General features: G+C 67.8%; 14 protein-coding genes. 2 read left to right on the forward strand and 12 right to left on the reverse strand.

Features of this window, described 5'->3' with window-relative positions:
* Positions 1-28: 28 nt before the first annotated feature.
* The 7 genes from ACE3RQ_RS03885 to ACE3RQ_RS03915 all read right to left on the reverse strand — a co-directional run bounded on the left by ACE3RQ_RS03885 (position 29) and on the right by ACE3RQ_RS03915 (position 9,625).
* Positions 29-1,195, reverse strand: a complete 1,167-nt coding sequence (locus ACE3RQ_RS03885) for a ribonucleotide-diphosphate reductase subunit beta (RefSeq protein ID WP_374520112.1) — start codon at positions 1,193-1,195, stop codon at positions 29-31.
* 143 nt (positions 1,196-1,338) lie between these two features.
* Positions 1,339-4,152 carry a ribonucleoside-diphosphate reductase subunit alpha gene (locus tag ACE3RQ_RS03890; RefSeq protein ID WP_374520524.1) on the reverse strand — a complete coding sequence of 938 codons (2,814 nt, stop codon included), beginning with the start codon at positions 4,150-4,152 and terminating at the stop codon, positions 1,339-1,341.
* A gap of 457 nt (positions 4,153-4,609) precedes the next feature.
* Positions 4,610-5,224 (reverse strand): 1,6-anhydro-N-acetylmuramyl-L-alanine amidase AmpD, encoded by a 615-nt coding sequence (ampD, locus tag ACE3RQ_RS03895; protein ID WP_374520113.1) that lies wholly within the window; start codon positions 5,222-5,224, stop codon positions 4,610-4,612.
* Positions 5,208-6,698, reverse strand: coding sequence for a sigma-54-dependent transcriptional regulator (locus tag ACE3RQ_RS03900; RefSeq protein WP_374520115.1), 1,491 nt, complete (start codon positions 6,696-6,698; stop codon positions 5,208-5,210). The genes ampD and ACE3RQ_RS03900 overlap by 17 nt, the downstream gene beginning before the upstream one ends.
* A gap of 4 nt (positions 6,699-6,702) precedes the next feature.
* Positions 6,703-8,514, reverse strand: a complete 1,812-nt coding sequence (locus ACE3RQ_RS03905; protein WP_374520117.1) for a PAS domain-containing sensor histidine kinase — start codon at positions 8,512-8,514, stop codon at positions 6,703-6,705.
* A 14-nt stretch (positions 8,515-8,528) separates the two neighbouring features.
* On the reverse strand, positions 8,529-8,807 hold the full coding sequence (locus ACE3RQ_RS03910) for a PP0621 family protein (protein ID WP_374520119.1): 279 nt from the start codon (positions 8,805-8,807) through the stop codon (positions 8,529-8,531).
* A gap of 23 nt (positions 8,808-8,830) precedes the next feature.
* Positions 8,831-9,625 (reverse strand): inner membrane protein YpjD, encoded by a 795-nt coding sequence (locus tag ACE3RQ_RS03915; protein ID WP_374520526.1) that lies wholly within the window; start codon positions 9,623-9,625, stop codon positions 8,831-8,833.
* Between the two features lie 186 nt (positions 9,626-9,811).
* Between ACE3RQ_RS03915 and ffh the strand changes: the two genes are divergently transcribed.
* Both ffh and ACE3RQ_RS03925 read left to right on the forward strand, forming a co-directional pair.
* Positions 9,812-11,182 (forward strand): signal recognition particle protein, encoded by a 1,371-nt coding sequence (ffh, locus tag ACE3RQ_RS03920; RefSeq protein ID WP_374520121.1) that lies wholly within the window; start codon positions 9,812-9,814, stop codon positions 11,180-11,182.
* A gap of 41 nt (positions 11,183-11,223) precedes the next feature.
* On the forward strand, positions 11,224-11,853 hold the full coding sequence (locus ACE3RQ_RS03925; RefSeq protein ID WP_374520123.1) for a hypothetical protein: 630 nt from the start codon (positions 11,224-11,226) through the stop codon (positions 11,851-11,853).
* Positions 11,854-11,908: 55 nt separating this feature from the next.
* Here the strand turns inward: ACE3RQ_RS03925 and mdoH are convergent, their stop codons facing one another.
* The 5 genes from mdoH to ACE3RQ_RS03950 all read right to left on the reverse strand — a co-directional run bounded on the left by mdoH (position 11,909) and on the right by ACE3RQ_RS03950 (position 18,988).
* A complete protein-coding gene (mdoH, locus tag ACE3RQ_RS03930) occupies positions 11,909-13,888 on the reverse strand; it encodes a glucans biosynthesis glucosyltransferase MdoH (RefSeq protein WP_374520125.1) in 1,980 nt (659 codons plus the stop codon).
* The gene (locus tag ACE3RQ_RS03935; protein ID WP_374520127.1) at positions 13,861-15,405 is read right to left on the reverse strand and encodes a glucan biosynthesis protein G; all 1,545 of its coding nucleotides are present in this window, start codon (positions 15,403-15,405) and stop codon (positions 13,861-13,863) included. The genes mdoH and ACE3RQ_RS03935 overlap by 28 nt, the downstream gene beginning before the upstream one ends.
* Before the next feature lie 217 nt (positions 15,406-15,622).
* Positions 15,623-17,014, reverse strand: a complete 1,392-nt coding sequence (locus ACE3RQ_RS03940) for a sigma 54-interacting transcriptional regulator (RefSeq protein ID WP_374520129.1) — start codon at positions 17,012-17,014, stop codon at positions 15,623-15,625.
* A gap of 11 nt (positions 17,015-17,025) precedes the next feature.
* The gene (locus ACE3RQ_RS03945) at positions 17,026-17,580 is read right to left on the reverse strand and encodes a hypothetical protein (RefSeq protein ID WP_374520131.1); all 555 of its coding nucleotides are present in this window, start codon (positions 17,578-17,580) and stop codon (positions 17,026-17,028) included.
* Complete coding sequence (locus ACE3RQ_RS03950; protein ID WP_374520132.1) at positions 17,570-18,988, reverse strand: sensor histidine kinase; 1,419 nt, start codon at positions 18,986-18,988, stop codon at positions 17,570-17,572. The genes ACE3RQ_RS03945 and ACE3RQ_RS03950 overlap by 11 nt, the downstream gene beginning before the upstream one ends.
* Positions 18,989-18,997 lie beyond the last annotated feature (9 nt).

Below are 18,997 nucleotides of genomic sequence, written 5' to 3' on the forward strand. Positions count from 1 at the left end.
GGCAATGCGATGTCGGCGCCTGAATGGGTCAGTCCCAGGACAACGCGCCGCCGGATTGGTACTCAATCACGCGGGTTTCGAAGAAGTTGCGTTCCTTCTTGAGGTCGATCATCTCGCTCATCCAGGGGAACGGGTTCTCTTCGTTGGGGAACAGGGGCTCAAGGCCGATCTGCGTGGCGCGGCGGTTGGCGATGTAGCGCAGATAGCCCTTGAACATCGAGGCGTTGAGGCCCAGCACGCCACGCGGCATGGTGTCCTCAGCGTAGCGGTACTCGAGCTCCACGGCCTTCAGGAACAGCGCCTTGATCTCGGCCTTGAACTCGGCGGTCCACAGCTGCGGGTTCTCGAGCTTGATCTGGTTGATCAGGTCGATGCCGAAGTTGCAGTGCATGGACTCGTCGCGCAGGATGTACTGGTACTGCTCGGCGGCACCGGTCATCTTGTTCTGGCGACCCAGGGCCAGGATTTGCGTGAAGCCGACGTAGAAGAACAGGCCTTCCATCAGGCAGGCAAACACGATGAGCGACTTCAGCAGGGTCTGGTCGTTCTCAAGGGTGCCGGTCTTGAAAGTGGGGTCCATGATCGCGTCAATGAACGGGATCAGGAATTCGTCTTTGTCGCGAATGGACTGGACTTCGTTGTAGGCGTTGAAGATCTCGCCTTCGTCCAGGCCCAGCGACTCGACGATGTACTGGTAGGCGTGCGTGTGGATCGCTTCTTCAAAGGCCTGGCGCAACAGGAACTGTCGGCACTCGGGCGCGGTGATGTGGCGGTACGTGCCCAGGGTGATGTTGTTGGCGGCCAGCGAGTCGGCGGTGACGAAGAAGCCGAGGTTGCGCTTGACGATGCGGCGCTCGTCTTCGGTGAGGCCGTTGGGGTCTTTCCAGAGCGCGATGTCGCGGCTCATGTTCACTTCCTGCGGCATCCAGTGGTTGGCGCAGGTGGCCAGGTATTTTTCCCAGGCCCACTTGTACTTGAACGGCACCAGTTGGTTGACGTCGGTCTGGCCGTTGATGATGCGCTTGTCGGCCACGTTGATGCGGCGCTGCGGCGCGGCGGTGGCGGCGGTCGAAGGGGAAGCGGTGACAGGGGCGCTCTCACCGACAGGTGAGGTCTGCAAGCCGGGTGCGGTTTGAGGCCGGGGGCTTTGCGATGGCATCGAGGCGGAAGTGGAGGAGTCTTCCCAGGTCAACATAGAGGTGTCCAATGCGTCGGATTATCAAAGTGTCTGCTGCAAAAGCAAAGTGATCGGTCTTGCTGCATTCGCTTTGTGTTGCGGTGTCGCATCGAAACAAAGTTCGCGCGGCACCGCAACGCGTGGGCGATGCGGCCTGACGGTCACTGGCAGGCTTCGCAACCGGGGTCGTCGATGGCGACGAACTTCACGTCGGTGGCCGGCTCGGCAGCGGTCATCGCTGCGGTGCTGGTGGTCACCGACACGGCGTTGAGTTGCCCCGCGCGGCCGGTCGATTTCTCGACTTGCGTGGCCGAGGTGGTGCGCAGGTAGTAAGTGGTCTTGAGGCCACGCAGCCAGGCCAGCTTGTAGGTGTCGTCGAGCTTCTTGCCCGAGGCGCCGGCCATGTAGATGTTCAGGCTCTGGGCCTGGTCGATCCACTTCTGGCGGCGCGAGGCGGCTTCCACCAGCCACTGGGGCTCGACTTCGAAGGCCGTGGCGTACAGGGCCTTGATGTCTTGCGGCACGCGGTCGATGGGGCGCAGGGAGCCGTCGAAGTGCTTGAGGTCCATCACCATCACGTCGTCCCACAGGCCCAGTCGCTTGAGGTCTTTGACGAGGTAGCTGTTGATGACGGTGAACTCACCGGAGAGGTTGGACTTGACCGAGAGGTTGCCGAAGCAGGGCTCGATGGAGGCGTCCACGCCGATGATGTTGGAGATGGTGGCGGTGGGGGCGATGGCCACGCAGTTGGAGTTGCGCATGCCGTCGGCGGCGATCTTCTTGCGCAGGGCGTCCCAGTCGAGCGAGGCCGAGCGGTTCACGTCCACGTAGCCGCCGCGCTCGCGGGCCAGCAGGTCCAGTGTGTCGAAGGGCAGGATGCCCTTGTCCCACAGCGAACCGGGGTAGCTGCTGTAGCGGCCGCGCTCACGGGACAGCTCGGTGGAGGCCCAGTAGGCGTAGTAGCAGATGGCTTCCATCGAGCGGTCGGCGAACTCGACGGCGGCCTGCGAGGCGTAGGGGATGCGCAGTTCGTACAGCGCGTCCTGGAAGCCCATCAGGCCCAGGCCCACGGGGCGGTGGCGCAGGTTGGAATCGCGCGCCTTGGTGACGGCGTAGTAGTTGATGTCGATCACGTTGTCGAGCATGCGCATCGCCGTGTTGATCGTCTTCTGCAGCTTGGCGTGGTCGAGCTGGCCGTCCTTGAGGTGGCGCAGCAGGTTGACCGAGCCCAGGTTGCAGACCGCGGTTTCGGTGTCGCTGGTGTTGAGCGTGATCTCGGTGCAGAGGTTGGAGCTGTGCACCACGCCGGCGTGCTGCTGGGGCGAGCGCACGTTGCAGGCGTCCTTGAAGGTGATCCAGGGGTGGCCGGTCTCGAACAGCATCGAGAGCATCTTGCGCCACAGGTCGATGGCGGGCACCTTCTTGTAGGGCTTGATCTCGCCGCGCGCGGCCTTCTCTTCGTAGGCCACGTAGGCGCGCTCGAAGTCGGCGCCGAAGCGGTCGTGCAGATCGGGCACGGTGGAGGGGGAGAACAGCGACCAGTCGCCCTTTTCCATCACGCGCTTCATGAACAGGTCGGGAATCCAGTTCGCCGTGTTCATGTCGTGGGTGCGGCGGCGGTCATCGCCGGTGTTCTTGCGCAGTTCCAGGAACTCTTCGATGTCCAGGTGCCAGGTTTCCAGGTAGGTGCAGACCGCGCCCTTGCGCTTGCCGCCCTGGTTCACCGCCACGGCGGTGTCGTTCACCACCTTCAGGAAGGGCACCACGCCTTGCGATTCGCCGTTGGTGCCTTTGATGTGCGAGCCCAGGGCGCGCACGCGGGTCCAGTCGTTGCCCAGGCCGCCAGCGAACTTGGACAGCAGGGCGTTTTCTTTGATGGACTCGTAGATGCCGTCCAGGTCGTCGGGCACGGTGGTCAGGTAGCAGCTGGAGAGCTGCGAGCGCAGGGTGCCGCTGTTGAACAGGGTGGGGGTGGACGACATGAAGTCGAACGAGGACAGCACCTCGTAGAACTCGATGGCGCGCGCTTCGCGGTCGGCTTCGTTGAGCGCCAGGCCCATGGCCACGCGCATGAAGAAGGCCTGCGGCAGCTCGATGCGGGTCTTGCGCACGTGCAGGAAGTAGCGGTCGTACAGGGTCTGCAGGCCCAGGTAGTCGAACTGCTGGTCGCGCTCGGCCTTGAGGGCCGCGCCCAGGCGGGTCAGGTCGTACTTGAGCAGCTCGGGGTTGAGCAGCTCGGCGTCAACGCCCTTCTGGATGAACTCGGGGAAGTAGGCGGCGTAGCGCGCGCCCATGTCGGCCGGGCGCACTTCCTCGCCCAGGATTTCCCTGACGATGGTGTGCAGCAGCAGGCGCGCGGTGGCGTAGGTGTAGTCGGGGTCTTTCTCGATCAGGGTGCGGGCGGCCAGGATGGCGGCCTTGTACACCTCGTCGATGGGCACGCCGTCGTACAGGTTGCGCTTGGTCTCGGCCACGATGGGGTCGGCCTTCACGTCGGCGCCCAGGCCGGCGCAGGCGTTTTCGATCAGGGCTTGCAGCTGGCGCACGTTCAGCGGCACGCGCTGGCCTTTGTCGATCACGTGCAGCACGGGCTCGGCGGGGTGGCTGGCCTCTGCTTGGTGGGCGCGCTCGGCGGCGCGGCGCTCGCGGTACAGCACATAGGCGCGCGCCACTTCGTGGTGGCCACCGCGCATGAGGCCCAGTTCCACCTGGTCTTGCACGTCTTCAATGTGGAAGGTGCCGCCGCCCGGGCGCGAGCGCAGCAGGGCGCGTACCACGCCCTGGGTGAGCTCGTCCACGGTCTCGCGCACGCTGGCCGAGGCCGCGCCTTGGGTGCCGTGCACTGCCAGGAAGGCCTTCATCATGGCCACGGCAATCTTGCTGGGCTCGAAGGAGACCACGGCGCCGTTGCGGCGAATGATCTGGTAATGGGTGAAGACCGCGCTACCGCTGGCGCTGGTGCTGGTGTCGCCCATGCTGGCGGGGGTGGAGCCCGTGGAGGGCGTGTCGATAGATGGGGTGGGTGCGGTCAGCATGGTTCCTCTTTCAGTCGTCGTTGTTGGGGGGTCTGTGCAGACGAATGGCCTCTGGGGCAGCGGCATTACGGGCTGCTGGCGTAGCGCCGAAGGGGCGGATAGCTCCCTGGCGGGGCCAGTCAATCCGGTCCGCGAAAGACACAGGGGCACACTATATCTGGTGTTAACCAGGGGCTCAAGGCACTACCGGTAGTGTCTGATGGGTGTGCGCCGAATTGTGCTCTGCCGCATTTTCGCCAAGCAAAATGACGGTTCTGGCTCCATTCCCCTGCGCCATGGCGGGCGCATTGGTGGCGCGCGGGCTGGGCGCTCAAAAGGCCGGTTTGATGCGATGTCTGAGCCGATTTCCGCGTGCGGGCCGCATGGCCATTGGGCATCGGTGTTAGAGCGCGTGACCTCAGGTGGCGGTGCGGTCGCTGGCCTGCGCCTGGGTGGCAGGTGGAAAAAATTTTTTGCTCCAGGCCAGTGCCTGTTGCAGGTATGCCCAATCGAAGCCGGGACCCGGGTCGAGTTTGCGGCCTGGGGCAATGTGCTCATGCCCAGCCACGTGTTCGATGGGGTAGCGTTGGGCCAGGTGGCGGCACAGGCGTGCCAGCGCCTGGTACTGCGCGGGCTCGAAGGTGTCGCCCTCCAGGCCTTCGAGTTCAATGCCGACCGAGTCGTCGTTGCAGTTGTGTCGGCCTCGCCAGCAAGAGGCACCGGCGTGCCAGGCGCGGGCGTCGGCATCGACGAACTGCACCAGTTCACCGTTGCGACGAATGAAGAAGTGGGCCGAGACCTCCACGCCGCGGATCTGCTGGAAGTAGGGGTGGGCGTCCCAGTCGAGGCGATTGGTGAAAAGCTGCTCTACCTCGGGGCCACCATACTGGCCAGGGGGCAGGCTGATGGAGTGCAGCACGATCAGGTCGATAGACGCCCCGGCGGGCCGTGGACCAAAGTTGGGCGATGGGCAACGGCGGGCCTCGCGCAGCCAGCCGCCGTCCCAGGCCTGGGTTTCAGTTCGTGTCGTCATCGCTTTCCTGCCCTGGCATGGCGATGCCCAGGCGCTGGATGCGGTAGCGCATCTGCCGCAGGTTCAGGCCCAGGCGCGCAGCGGCAGCGGTGCGGTTGAAGTCGGTTTCGCGAAGCGCCTTGAGCAGCACCTGGCGTTCCTGTTCGTCGAGGTAGCGCTGCAGGTCGCTGGGAAGGTCGTCTGAGTCCACCGTTGCCTGGCCCAAGGACGCGCTGGCCACGGTATCCGATTCGGCCTCGTGCTGTTGGGCCGGCTGTGTGGGCATGAAGTCGGTGTGCTCGACCTCGCCGAAGTCTTCTGGCTGCAGGGTGTCGCCGCTGCTCAGGGCCAGGGCGCGCTGCAGCAGGTTTTCCAGCTCGCGCACATTCCCGGGCAGTTCGCGTTGCCGCAGCCAGGCCATGGCATTGGCCGACACCGAGGGCAGCGCCTGCCCGCTCTCGGCGCACAGGCGCGCGAGCAGGGCATCCACCAGCAAGGGCAGGTCTTCGCGCCGTTCGCGCAACGGGGGGGTGCGCAGGCCAATGACGTTGAGCCGATAAAACAGGTCTTGCCGGAACAGCCCGGCCTGCACCTGCGTGGGCAGGTCGCGGTGGGTGGCGCTGATCAGGCGCACGTCCACGGCTTCTTCCTGCACGCCGCCCAGGGCGCGCACACGCCGCTCTTGAATGACGCGCAGCAGCTTGGCTTGCATGGCCAAGGGCAGGTCGCCGATTTCGTCGAGGAACAGCGTGCCGCCGCGCGCGGCCTGGAAATAGCCCTCGCGGTCGGCGGTGGCGCCGGTGTAGGCGCCCTTGCGCGCGCCGAAGAACTCGGCCTCGATCAGGTTTTCGGGGATGGCGCCGCAGTTCACCGCGATGAACGGTCCGCTGGCGCGGTGGCTGCACTCGTGCACGGCGCGCGCCACCAGTTCCTTGCCGGTGCCCGATTCGCCCAGGATGAGCACGGGGGCCATGCTGGTGGCCACTTTCTCGATGCGGGCCTTGATCTGCACCACGCTGGGCGAGCTGCCCACGATGCGCGCCAGCGAGGCCACGCCGGCAGGTGGTGGTGGGGCGCTGCGCAGCGCGGCGCCACCAGCCGCGCTGGCCAGGGGCGTGCGCTGGCTTTGCAGGGCGGCGCTCACGGCGCCGCGCAGTTGTTTGAGATCCACTGGCTTGGTGAGGTAGTCGAAGGCACCGGCTTTCAAGGACTCCACGGCGTTCTCGGCCGAGCCATGTGCCGTGATCACGATGGCCTTTTCGGTGCGCTGGGCGTCAGCCACTTCGCGCAACAGTTGCAGGCCCAGGCCATCGGGCAGGCGCATGTCGGAGATGAGCACATCAAAGCGCTGCAGACGCAGGTGTTCACGCGCTTCACTGAGGTTGCCGGCGGTGGTCACGGCGTGGCCTTCTCGCAGCAAGGTGAGTTCGTACAGGGTGCGCAGGTCGGGCTCGTCGTCCACGACCAGGATGGAGGCGCTGGATGAGGCGGTCATGCGGTCAGGCGGCGCCCAGGGGGGGGCGGTTTGAAGGCGAGGGGTCGAACACGGTGGTCGCGCCGAAGCGCGAGTCCAGCGCACCGGGCTCTGTGTGGCGCTGCGCCCGCGCCTGGCGCTCGGACCAGCCGGCCAGGGGCAGCACGGCGAAGAACTCATTGCCTTCCTGCTGGTCAAGCTGGGTGCGTTGGTAGGCGATCTTGGCGCCATACCGTTCGCACAGCTCGCGGCAGATGTAGAGGCCCAGGCCGCTGGAGCGACTCTCTGACGAAAAGAAGGGTTCGAACAGGTGGCGTTGCACCGAGGTCTCCAAGGGCGCGCCATTGCTCCACACCGACAGGCGCACATGCTCTGGCCCGCTGGGCTGGCTGATCACCCGAATGGCCCCTGGTGCCGTGCTGGCGTGTTTGGCGGCGTTGTCGAGCAGGTTCACCAGCAGCCGGCGCAGGTGCTCGGGGTCGAACTCCACCAGGGCCTTGGGCGAGTGAAGGTGCATGGCGAAGCGGCCCTGGGCCTGGTTTTGTGTCGACCATTCCGTGCAGACGTGTCGCACCGCCAAGTCCAGTGGCAGGCGCGGCGCCAGGCCTTCGCCGGGGTTGGGCTGGGCCCGTGCCACGTTGAGGATGTCATCGACGATGCGCGACAGGCGAGACGCGTTCTGCTCGATCATGCGAGTGAGGCGTTTCTGCGTGGCCTCTTTCACTTCTTCGTCCAGCAGGGCGTTGGCCTGGGTGATGGCGGTGAGGGGGTTGCGGATTTCGTGGGCCACGGCCGCCGACATGCGCCCCATGGACGCCAGCTTTTCGGTGCGCACCCGTGCCTCGACTTCGCGCAGGTCTTCCAGAAAGAGCACGCACAGGCCGCTACCTTGGCCATCAAGCGTGGTCAGGCGGGTGCGGGCGTGCACCCGCTGGATGGGCCGGGCCTCGTGCTCGATGTCGGTCTCGACTTCAAGTGCCTGACCCATCAGAAAGGTTTGCTGCACCAGGGCTGCCAGGTGGGTCCACGCGGTTCTGGCGGACAGCAGCAGCCGCGCGCCTGCTGGGAAGTTTTCGCCAATGAGCATTTGCAGTGCGGCCGGGTTGGCGCTGCGCACCACACCGTGCGGGTCAACCACCAGAACGCCCACGCTCAGGCTTTCGATCACCAGTTCGTTCACCTGGGCCTGGGTGCGGGCCGCGGCTTGGCTGCTGGCCGACAGCGCCTCTTCTCGGGCCAGGCGCACAGCGAGCTGATGCGCCAGCACCGACACCAGGAAAAACCCCGTACCAGCCAGGGCCGTTTGCAGCAGGCGCATGGTGCTGACGTCGGCCGGCCCGCCGAGCCAGGCGTCGCCCAGCAGGCAGATGGTCACCGCCGCCGCCGCACCCAGACCGAGAGTCTGCGAGCCCAGGATGGACGTGAGCAGCACCGGCAGGGCGAACAGCAGGGTGTAGTTGATGCCACCTGCCTGGAACACCTGCAGCAGCATGAAGACCACGATGTCGATGCCAACGGTCAGCAGCCATTGCAGCGTGGCCGATCGGTTCTGATCCAGGGGACGCCCGCGCCGAAGCATGAGCAGACAGTTGGCCAAGTACAGCCCCACCACCACGCTCAGCCAGGGCGGGCCTTCCTGCAAATTGGGGTTGCCGCCGTTGACTTGCAGAAAGAGTTGCAAGGCCAGCAGCACCATCGCCACGATGAGCCGCGCCCGCATGAAGGCGCGCCACAGCCGCGCAAAGGCCCGCGTGTGTTGAAAGGGGCCGTCGTGCTCCGTGGCACCAAATGCCGAGTACCAGGAGGGGGCGAACTGGGTGCTGTTGTCCTTGGCCATGGCGCTGGAAGGGCTCAGGCCGCGCGGTCACCGTGCAGTCGCCGGTGCTCGTCGCCGCAATACCAGCCCAGGTGTCCCTTTGCCGCTTCTGTTGGGGGCAGGTGCGTGCCGCAGTGCAGGCAGGTGACCATCATCGATGGCGTCTGGGGCGTCTGGGGCGTCTGGGGCGTCTGGGGCGCCTTGGGCGGCTGTCGTGGCGGCTCGGGGCGCTGGGCCTCGATGTCGGCGCGGCGGTTTTGGCGCCACACATAGACGGCCACCATGACCACGGCCAGCACGAGGAGGTATTTCATGTTGGATGTTGTCGGGTGTGGGCTCAGGCGCGCTGCAGCAGAACCTCAAGCACAAAGCGCGATCCAGCGTAACCCAGCAGCAGGAAACCGGCCCCCAGGTAGAGGGTGCGCACGGCGGTGCGACCGCGCCAGCCCAGGCGCCAGCGTCCCAGCAGCAGCACGCCCATGGTGAGCCAGGCCAGCACCGAGAACACGGTCTTGTGGTTCCACACCCAGCGGTGCACCAGGCCTTCGGAGAACCACCAGCCCGCCAGCAGGGTGGCGCCCAGCACCACGAAGCCGGCACCGACGAAGCGGAAGGTCAGGCGCTCCAGCGTGAGCAGGGGCATGTCGGCCTCGGTGGACAAGCCGGCGCGCATGGCGCGCTCGGCGCGCTGCATGAGCCAGGCGTGGGCCACGGCGGTGGCGATCAACCCATAAGAGGCAATGCCCAGCGCCCAGTGCAGAGGCAGCCAGGCCGAGCCGAGGGCCGGGTAGGGGGCGCCCGGGAACACCAGGGCCAGCAAGACCACCAGCGTGCCCAGCACCGCCAGTGTCCAACGTGCCTTGAGCTGCGGGTAGAGGCGGCTCTCGATCAGGTAGACCGTGAGCACCAGCCAGCCCGTGACCGACAGCGCCGGGGCAAAACCGAAGCGCGCCGGGGTGGCGAACAGGCTCAGCACGAGGGTGAGCAGGTGCAGACCCCAGGCCAGCAGCATCACCTGCCGGGCGCTGGCGGGCGTCAGGCGGGTGTGCGCACCCGCCAGCACCGCATAGGCCAGCGCAGCGGCGCCAGCCGACAGGGTGGCGGGCAGGTGGTGGGAGAGGGCGGAAACCATGCTCATGGTGACGGTGGACCGCGCCATCGCAGGCGGGGCGGCGCGGCTAAAATGATCCGCACAGTTTAACGGCCCAGTCTGCTCCGTCCGTGAGCCGGTGGCGGCCTCCCTTCCGCTCTCTCGCCCCCTTGGTGGCCGCCGCGTCGGCCGGGGCACGCGGCTTCTTCGATCCAACCCGAGCGCAGCATGGCCTCAGCCCTCTCCGAACGCCTATCCCGCATCGTCAAGGAAATGCGCGGTCAGGCGCGCATCACCGAAAGCAACGTCACCGACATGCTGCGCGAGGTGCGCATGGCCCTGCTGGAGGCCGATGTGGCCTTGCCGGTCGTGCGCGATTTCATTGCGCGCGTGAAAGAAAAGGCCTTGGGCGCCGAGGTGGTGGGCTCGCTCACGCCGGGGCAGGCGCTGGTGGGCATTGTCAACCGCGAGTTGGCCGCCACCATGGGCGAGGGCGTGGCCGACATCAACCTGGCCGCGCAGCCGCCGGCGGTGATCCTGATGGCCGGCCTGCAGGGCGCGGGCAAGACCACCACCACCGCCAAGCTGGCCAAGCACCTGATCGAGAAGCGCAAGAAGAAGGTGCTCACCGTGTCGGGTGACGTGTACCGTCCCGCCGCCATCGAGCAGCTCAAGACCGTGACGGCCCAGGCCGGCGCCGAGTGGTTCCCCAGCTCGCCCGACCAGAAGCCGCTGGACATTGCCCGCGCCGCGTTGGACCACGCCCGCCGCCACTACTTCGATGTGCTGCTGGTGGACACGGCGGGTCGCCTGGCGATCGACGAGGCGCTGATGCGCGAGATCCAGGAACTGCACGCCGCGCTCAATCCGGTGGAGACGCTGTTCGTGGTGGACGCCATGCAGGGCCAGGACGCCATCAACACCGCCCGGGCGTTCAAAGAGGCGTTGCCGCTCACCGGCATCGTGCTCACCAAGCTCGACGGCGATTCGCGCGGTGGCGCGGCCTTGTCGGTGCGCCAGGTCACGGGTGCGCCGATCAAGTTCGCCGGCGTGTCCGAAAAGATTGACGGCCTGGAGGTGTTCGACGCCGAGCGCCACGCGCAACGCGTGCTGGGCATGGGCGACATCCTGGCCCTGGTGGAGCAGGTGTCGGCTGGCGTGGACATGGCCGCGGCCCAGAAGCTGGCGGCCAAGGTCAAGAGCGGCCAAGGCTTTGACCTGAACGACTTCCTGGACCAGATTCGCCAGATGAAGCAGATGGGTGGCCTCTCCAGCCTGATGGACAAGCTGCCCACCGGCATGGCCGCCAAGGCCAGCGAGGCCGACCTCACCCGCGCCGAGAAAGACATTCGCCGCAAGGAAGGCATCATCTGCAGCATGACCGCCGCCGAGCGCCGCAAGCCCGAGATCATCAAGGCTACGCGCAAGCGCCGCATTGCCGCTGGTGCGGGCGTGCAAGTGCAAGAGGTCAACCGCCTGCTCAAGGAATTCGAGCAGATGCAGGAGATGATGAAGAAGATGAAGGGCGGCGGCCTGATGAAGATGATGAAGCGCATGGGCGGCATGAAGGGCATGCCCAAGCTGCCCGGCATGGGCTGACCCGCCCGCGTGGGCCAACGGCTCGCGTCGCTCTGACGGCCATGTTGTTCTGGATTGAGTCCATCTTGGGGGGCGCGGCCTTGCTGGCGGCCTTGTCCCTGCGGCCCTGGCGCATGCTGGCCGGCCCGCTGCTCACCCCCGCGCTCGCGGCCCTGGTGTTTCTGCCTTTGCTGTGGCTGCTGCCCCAGCACCTGCCCCAGGGCTTGCAGGTGCAGTTCTCGGGCGCGAGCCTGCTCTTGCTCATGTTGGGCTGGCCCCTGGCCGTGCTGGAACTCAGCGCCATTGCCTTGCTGGTGTACGCGCTGGGCCAGGCGCCGCTGGAGGCGGTGTTGGCGCAGTGGGTGTGGATCGGCATCGTGCCGGCCACGCTGGCGCTGGGCATTGGGGCGGCGCTGCGGCGCTGGTTGCCGCCCAATCCGTTTGTCTACACCTTGGGCCGGGGCTTTCTGGGCACGGCGGTGGCGGTGTTTGGCAGTGGGCTGATGCTGGCGGGCTTGCAGTGGGCATCGGGCGTGGAATCGTCTGAGCAGGCCTTGGTGGCGCGCTGGCTCATGGCCTGGGGCGATGCCTTCCTCACCGGCTTGATGGCGGCCGTGTTCGTGGCCTTTGTGCCGCAGTGGCTGGCCACCTGGTCGGACCAGCGGTACTTGCATCCACCGCCCGACGCCTGAAACGCCAACGGCCCCGAAGGGCCGTTGTTGGAGTGAACGATGGGGGTAGCCCCGATCAAGCTGCCTTCAACGCCAGGCGGCTGGCGTGGCGCCAGGCACGGCGAAGCACCGCTGGTGACCACGATTCCTCCGGGATCAGCAGCATGCCCTGCGAGCGCATCCAGGCACCGAACTCCACGTGGCTGGTGATCACGGTCAGTGGCACGGACAGCAGAAGCGGCAGGGCCACCGGGGCCATCCACAGTAGGGCCGGCGGGCTGATGGCGGCCACCACCACGGCCAGCAGGCCGATCACGCTGGTCATGGGGGCCAGGCGGGTGGCCGCGTCGCCCCAGGCAATGCCGGTGGCCTCGCGGGGGGGCGATTTCCAGTCGAGCTTGATGCCGGTCACGGCCACCAGCACGAACAGCGAGTGCGCCAGCATGCGAATGGGCGCTTGCAGGATGGCCAGCACGGTTTCCACCGCCATGCTGCCCAGCAGCACCAAGGGGCCGCCGAACTGCTTTTGCTCACCCTTCATGAACACCGCCACCAGGCCCAGCACGCGGGGCATGAACAGCATGGTCAGCGTCCAGGCCCACAGGCCGCGCATTTCGGTGGGAATGGCGTCCCACTGGGGCACGGTGCCGGCCTCGGCCACCCACAGCGCGGTGCCAATGGCCAGGAAGCCCAGCCACAGCGGCGCCGAGATGTAGGACATGGCGCCGATGGCGAACATGGTGCGGTGCACGCGGTGCAGGCCGGGCTCAGCCATCAGGCGGGCGTTTTGCAGGTTGCCCTGGCACCAGCGGCGGTCGCGCTGCAGCTCGCTCAGCAGGTCGGGTGGCTGCTGCTCGTAGCTGCCCTTGAGGTCGGAGACCAGCCACACGTGGTAGCCGGCGCGGCGCATCAGCGCGGCCTCGACGAAGTCGTGCGACATGATGCCGCCCGACATGCCGCCGGTGCCGGCGATGGGGGCCAGCGCGCAGTGCTTCATGAAGGCGTCCACGCGGATGATGGCGTTGTGGCCCCAGTAGTGCGATTCGCTGAGCTGCCAGAACTGCATGCCCAGGGTGAACAGGCGGCCGGTCACGCGCGAGGCGAACTGCTGCGCGCGGGCGTGCAGGGTGGCGTGGCCGATGGCCTGGGTGGCGGTCTGGACGATGCCAGCCTTGGGGTTGGCGTCCATGAGCTTGACCATGGAGACCAGGCAGTCGCCGCTCATCACGCTGTCGGCGTCGAGCACGACCATGTAGTCGTAGTCCTTGCCCCAGCGGCGGCAGAAGTCGGCCACGTTGCCGGCCTTGCGGTGGGTGCGGCGCTTGCGCAGGCGGTAGTACACCTCGATCGGGGGCAGTTCCTGCTGGGCGGCCAGGGCGCCACGCAGGGCCTCCCAGGCGGCGCGCTCGGCGCGCACGATCTCGGGGTCAAAGCTGTCAGACAGCACGAACACGTCGAACTGTCGCGCGTGGCCGGTAGCGGCCAGCGATTCGCAGGTGGCGCGCAGGCCGGCGAACACGGTGGACACGTCTTCGTTGCAGATCGGCATGATGATGGCCGTGCGCGAATCGGTGTCCATCGGGCGGTCTTTCACCGACGCGGCGCGCAGGGTGTACGGGTCGCCGCGCAGCAGCACCCAGAAGCCCATGAGCGCGGTCACGAAGCCGGTGACCACCCAGGCCGACAGCACGGTGAACAGCGCCAACTGGCCCATCTGCAGCCAGGTGTTTTCGTGGTCGGGCTGGGCGTCGGCGAACAGCCAGGCCGCCAGCACCGTGCTCAACACCGACAGCAGCGCGAACACATTGCGGCGCCAGTTGATGGCGCGCTCGCGGCTTGAGACCACCGGGCGCGCGGCGCGCTGGCCACCAAAGGGCGGCAGCAGGCGGTGCGCCAGGCTCAGCGCGGCGGTGCCCACGCTGTTCCAGAAGCCGCGCCAGGGGCGCGGCACCATCGAGCCCCGGTGGATGGGCGGGGCGGTCACCGCGTTCGGATGGCGCTCCTCGCGCAGCGGGCTGCGGGCGGGAGTCACTCGGGCAGGAGCAGATGTGTCCATGTTTCGCTCACGGTGTCGTTGAGGTGTTGAAGAAAGGCGCGCAGCTCAACCGGCTGGTTGGGGTCGATGCGCACCACGCGCAGGCTCACTCGCCAGGTGCGCGTGGCAGGGTTGGGGTAGGCGCGGGCGTCGATCACCCGGCCGTTGGCGTTGGCCGTGGCCACCACGCGAACGGGTGCGCCGGAGGGCAGTGCGTCCAGCGCGGGGCCGGCGAAATCGAGCACGAACTGCGGTTGCGCGGCCTGCTCGGCCGGGCTGAGGCGGGTGTAGCCGTGGCCACGGCGGGTCTGCGTGACCCAAGCCGAGGGCGGGCGCTGCTGCGTGTCGCCCTGCCAGGCCAGCTCGTAGCTCAGTTCCAGGGCCTGGCCCGGCTCTGGCAGGCGCTCGGGCACCCAATAGGCCACGATGTTGTCGTGCGTTTCGTCGGGCGTGGGCAACTGCACCAGCTCCACGCGGCCCGGGCCCCAGTCGCCGATGGGCTTCACCCAGGCGCTGGGCCGGCGCTCGTAGCGGGCTTCCACGTCTTCGTAGCTGCTGAAGGCGCGGTCGCGCTGCATCAGGCCGAAGCCGCGCGGGTGGGTGGTGGAGAAGGAGTTGACCTGGATGGCGCGCGGGCGCTGCAGAGGGCGCCACAGCCACTCGCCTTCGCCGGTGGCGATCATCAGGCCGTCCGAGTCGTGCACCTCGGGGCGGAAGTCGCCGGGCAGGGGCTGGTTTTCGCCCGAGAGGAACATGCTGGTCAGCGGGGCGATGCCCAGGGTGCGCACCGGTTCGGCCCCTTCGCGCAGGAACACGCGCGCGCCCACCACCATGGTGGTTTGCTGGCCGGGGCGGATGACGAAGCGGTAGGCGCCGGTGGCGCGCGGCGACTCCAGCAGCGCGTACACCGTCACCTCGGTGGCGTCGTGGGCCGGGCGGCGAATCCAGAACTCGCTGAAGCGCGGAAATTCCTCGCCGCGCCCGCCCACGGTGTCGATGGCCAGGCCACGGGCCGACAGGCCATATTGCTGGCCGGCACCCAGGGCACGGAAGTAGCTGGCGCCCAGGAACACCACCAGCTCGTCCTTGTAGGCGGCGTTGTTCAGCGGGTAGTGCAGGCGAAAGCCGGCATGGCCCAGGTCGCCCCAGGTGCTGGCGTCGAAGCGGTTGGCACCGTAGTCGAAGTCGTCGCTTCGGTAGGCGATGTGCTGCACCTGGCCGTCGGGTGCGATTTCGTGGACGCGAACCGGCTCTTTCTGGTACAGGCCCAGGTGGAAGTACTGGGCCTCGAAGGGCAGGCCCTGGTCGCGCCAGGTGGCGCGAGCGGGCTTGAAGCGGATGTCGCGCAGGCCGTCGTAGCTGATGGTGGCCAGGGCCTCGGGCAGCTTGTCGCCGGGGGCCACATAAGCCTCGCTGGCGCGGACCCGGGCGAGGTGGGTGAGGCTGTCCCAGTCAAAGCCCTGGGCCTGGGCGCAGGCCGCGCCAAACCACGCCAACAGGGCTCCCAGCACGAGCACACGCCGCAGCGCGCGGGGCATGAAGAGTGGGGAAATACCTTGGGGCATGCCCTATAAGGGCAAGCACCGTGCCAGATCAAAAAAACCTATTCAAATCAAAGACTTGAACGTGGTTTTTCTGGTGACAAAGGGTGACGGGGTGCGAAATTGAGGGTTTACCCGGTGTTTTTGTCGCCATTCGGCGACAAGGGGGTGGGCCATCTCAAAAAAAGCCAATCAAATCAACGATGTTCTCTTGTCACAAATCGGCGACAGCGTCGGCGCCACTGCCATCGCTTTTGAACAGGCCGGGGGTGAGGGCGTGCTTTTGCAGCAGGCGATAGAACTCGGTGCGGTTGCGCTGGGCCAGGCGGGCGGCGTCGGCCACGTTGCCATCGGTCATCTTGAGCAGGCCCACCAGGTAGTCGCGCTCGAAGCGCTGCTTGGCCTCGGCGAAGCTCAGCACCTCGGTGGTGGGGGTGCGCAGGGCACGCTGCACCAGCGCCAGCGGCACCAGGGGCGTGGTGGACAGGGCGCAGACCTGCTCCACCACGTTGTAGAGCTGGCGCACATTGCCCGGCCAGGCGGCCATGGTGAGGGCCTTGAGGGCCTCGGGCGCAAAGCCCGAGCTGCGCTTGCCGTACTTGGCCGAGAGCTTGGCCAGGAAGTGGTTGGCCAGCAGGGCGATGTCTTCGCGCCGCTCGGCCAGGGTGGGCAGCGTGAGCGTGACCACGTTGAGCCGGTAGTACAGGTCTTCGCGGAACTGGCCCTCGGCCATGGCGGCCTCAAGGTCTCGGTGGGTGGCCGAAATGATCCGCACGTCCACCGGCACCGACTGGCTGGAGCCCAGCGGGCGCACCGCGCGCTCTTGCAGCACGCGCAGCAGCTTGACCTGCAGGGCCGGGGGCATGTCGCCGATCTCGTCGAGCATGAGCGTGCCGCCATCGGCCGCCTGGAACAGGCCCTTGTGGTTGGCCACCGCGTCGGTGAAGGCGCCCTTGACGTGGCCGAACAGTTCGGACTCCAGCAGCGCCTCGGGAATGGCGCCGCAGTTCACCGCCACGAAGGGCTTGCCCGCGCGCGGGCTGGCCTTGTGGATGGCGCGCGCCAGCATTTCCTTGCCGGTGCCCGAGTCGCCGCGCAGCAGCACGCTGGCGTCGCTCTGCGCCACCATGCGCGCCTCGGCCAGCAGGTCGGCCATGCGGTTGGAGCGGCTCACGATCTCGGCGCGCCAGGCCTCGTCGGCGGGGGCACTGGGGCCAGCCGGGGCGCCCAGGGCCAGGGCCTGCGAAATGCGCTCGAGCAGCTCTTTGGCGTCGTAGGGCTTGGTGAGGTAGGTGAACACGCCACGGCGCGTGGCCTCCACCGCGTCGGGGATGGTGCCGTGCGCGGTGAGCAGGATCACCGGCAGCGAGGGGTGGCGCTGGCGCACCGCCTCGAAGAGGGCCAGGCCGTCCTTGCCGGGCAGGCGCACGTCGGAGATGACCAATTGCGGGCGCTCGATGTCGAGTTGCGACAGGGCGGCCTCGGCCGAGCCCACGGCGGTGACGTGGTAGCCGGCCGCGCCCAGGCGCATGGACAGCAGGCGCAGCATGTCGGCGTCGTCGTCGACAACCAGCAAGCGGGCGCGGTGGGAGGGGTTGGCGGACATGGCGGTGGCGGTCAGCGCGTGGGCTGGCGGTTGCTGCTGCGGTTGAGGCTGCGCTCGATGGCGCGCATGGCCTCCAGGCGCTCGTTGAGCTGGTCAATGCGGCGCTGGCTGTCGCGCAGTTGTTGTGCCTGGCGGTCCAGCAGGTCTTCCAGGCGGCGCTGCTCGAACAGGCGGGCCGAGAGCAGGCGGGCCAGTGGCTTGAGCGGCGTGGCCTCGGGCGAGGGGCTGGTGGCCACGCGCTGCACCAGGCCCAGGGCGCGTGCGGTGTCCACCGGCAGGTGGGTCTGGCCCAGGGCAATGGCCAGTTGCATCTGGCGCAGCGGCGACTGGCCCGGCTCGCCCAGGTTGAGGATTTCGGTGCTCAGGTCGGCCGCGCTGAACTGGCCCACGCGATCGGCGTAGGCCAGCAGCGAGTCCACCGGGCTGCCCTCGTCGGGCGCCAGGGTCTGTTGCGGTGCGGTGGGCGGGTCTTGGGCCAGCGCGGGGGCGCCGGCCATCAGGGCCAGCGCCAGGCAGCCGGCGGCCAGCAGTCGCCGGCCAAGGGAGTGGGAGAGGTCAGGCAGCATGGGGCAATTCGATGCGGAAATGGGCACCTCGCGGCGAGCGCAGCAGGGCCAGGCGACCGCCGTGGGCGGTGACGTACTCGTGCACGATGGACAGGCCGATGCCGGTGCCGCGCACCGCGTTCTCGGGCTGGTGGGTGCCGCGATAGAAGGGCTCGAAGATGCGCTCGCGGTCGTCTTCGGCCACGCCGGGGCCTTGGTCGATGATGTCCAGGCACAGGCGACCGGGTTGCTCCAGCAGCACCAGGCGCACCGTGCCGCCCACCGGCGAGAAGCGGATGGCGTTGAGCAGCAGGTTGCCCACGGCCGAGGCCATCTTTTCGCGGTCCACCGGCAAGCGAACCGAGGGGCCTTCCACCCGCACGCTGAGCTGGTGGGCCTGCCAGTGCAGGCGCTGGGCCTCCACCTGGTCTTCGAGCAGGGCGCGCAGGTCGGTGCGCTCGCGCTTGAGCTGGCGCGCCTCGAAGGCCGCGGCGTTGAAGCGCAGCAGGGCCTCGATCTGCGTCTGCAGCATCTGGGTGTTGGTCTGCAGGATGCGCACCACCTCGGCCTGGTTCTCGTTCAGCGGCCCGGCCACGCCGTCGCCCAGCACCGCCACGCCCTCGTGCAGCGAGGCCAGCGGCGTCTTGAGTTCGTGCGAGATGTGGCGCAGGAAGCGGGCCTTGTCGGCGTCGAGTTCGGTCAGGCGCAGGCGCAGCCATTCGAGCTGCTGGCTCACGCGGCGCACGTCGCGCGGGCCGGGGATGTCGATGGCCTCGTCCAGCCGGTTTTCGCCCAGGCCCACGATGGCCTTCTCCAGCCGCTGAAACGGCCGGGCCAGCCACACGCCGAAGGCCAGGGCCAGCACCGCGGCCACGCCGATGGTGCCCACCACCTGCTGCGTGAGCTGCTGGCGGCTGCGCTCGAAGCGGGCCTGCAGCGCCTCGTTGCGCGAGCCAATGAGGCTTTGCACTTGCTGGGCGATGGCGGTGGTGTGGCCGTCCAGCTCACGAAAGGCGCGTGCCACCTCGCGCTCGCGGTCCAGGGCGGTTTCGGGCGGGCCGTCGAGCAGGGCGGTGATGGTGTCGAGCTGGGCCCGCCAGGGGGCTGCGAACTCCTCGGGCAACTGGTTCTCGCCCAGCCGGCGCAGGATGTCGCGCGCGCCAGTGGCGGCCTCGTCGAAGCGCCGGCGCAGCAGGCGGTCGCGCAGCACCAGCGATTGCCGCGCCGCACGCTCCATGGTCAGGCTGCGCTCGCTCAGCGACTGGGCCGCGGTGGACAAGGCAATGGCCTGCGCCGCACCGTCGCGGCTTTGGTCCATGAGCTGTTCCAGCGAGAACAGCGCCCGCAGCGCCGCCGTGCCCAGCAGCGCGCCGATCAACAGGAACGCCACCAGCAGCAGTTGCTGGAACGAGAAGCGCGAGGCCTTCACCACAGGGGC

Origin of the sequence: Hydrogenophaga sp. (assembly GCF_041913525.1) — a bacterium.
Classification (GTDB): Bacteria; Pseudomonadota; Gammaproteobacteria; order Burkholderiales; family Burkholderiaceae_C; genus Hydrogenophaga.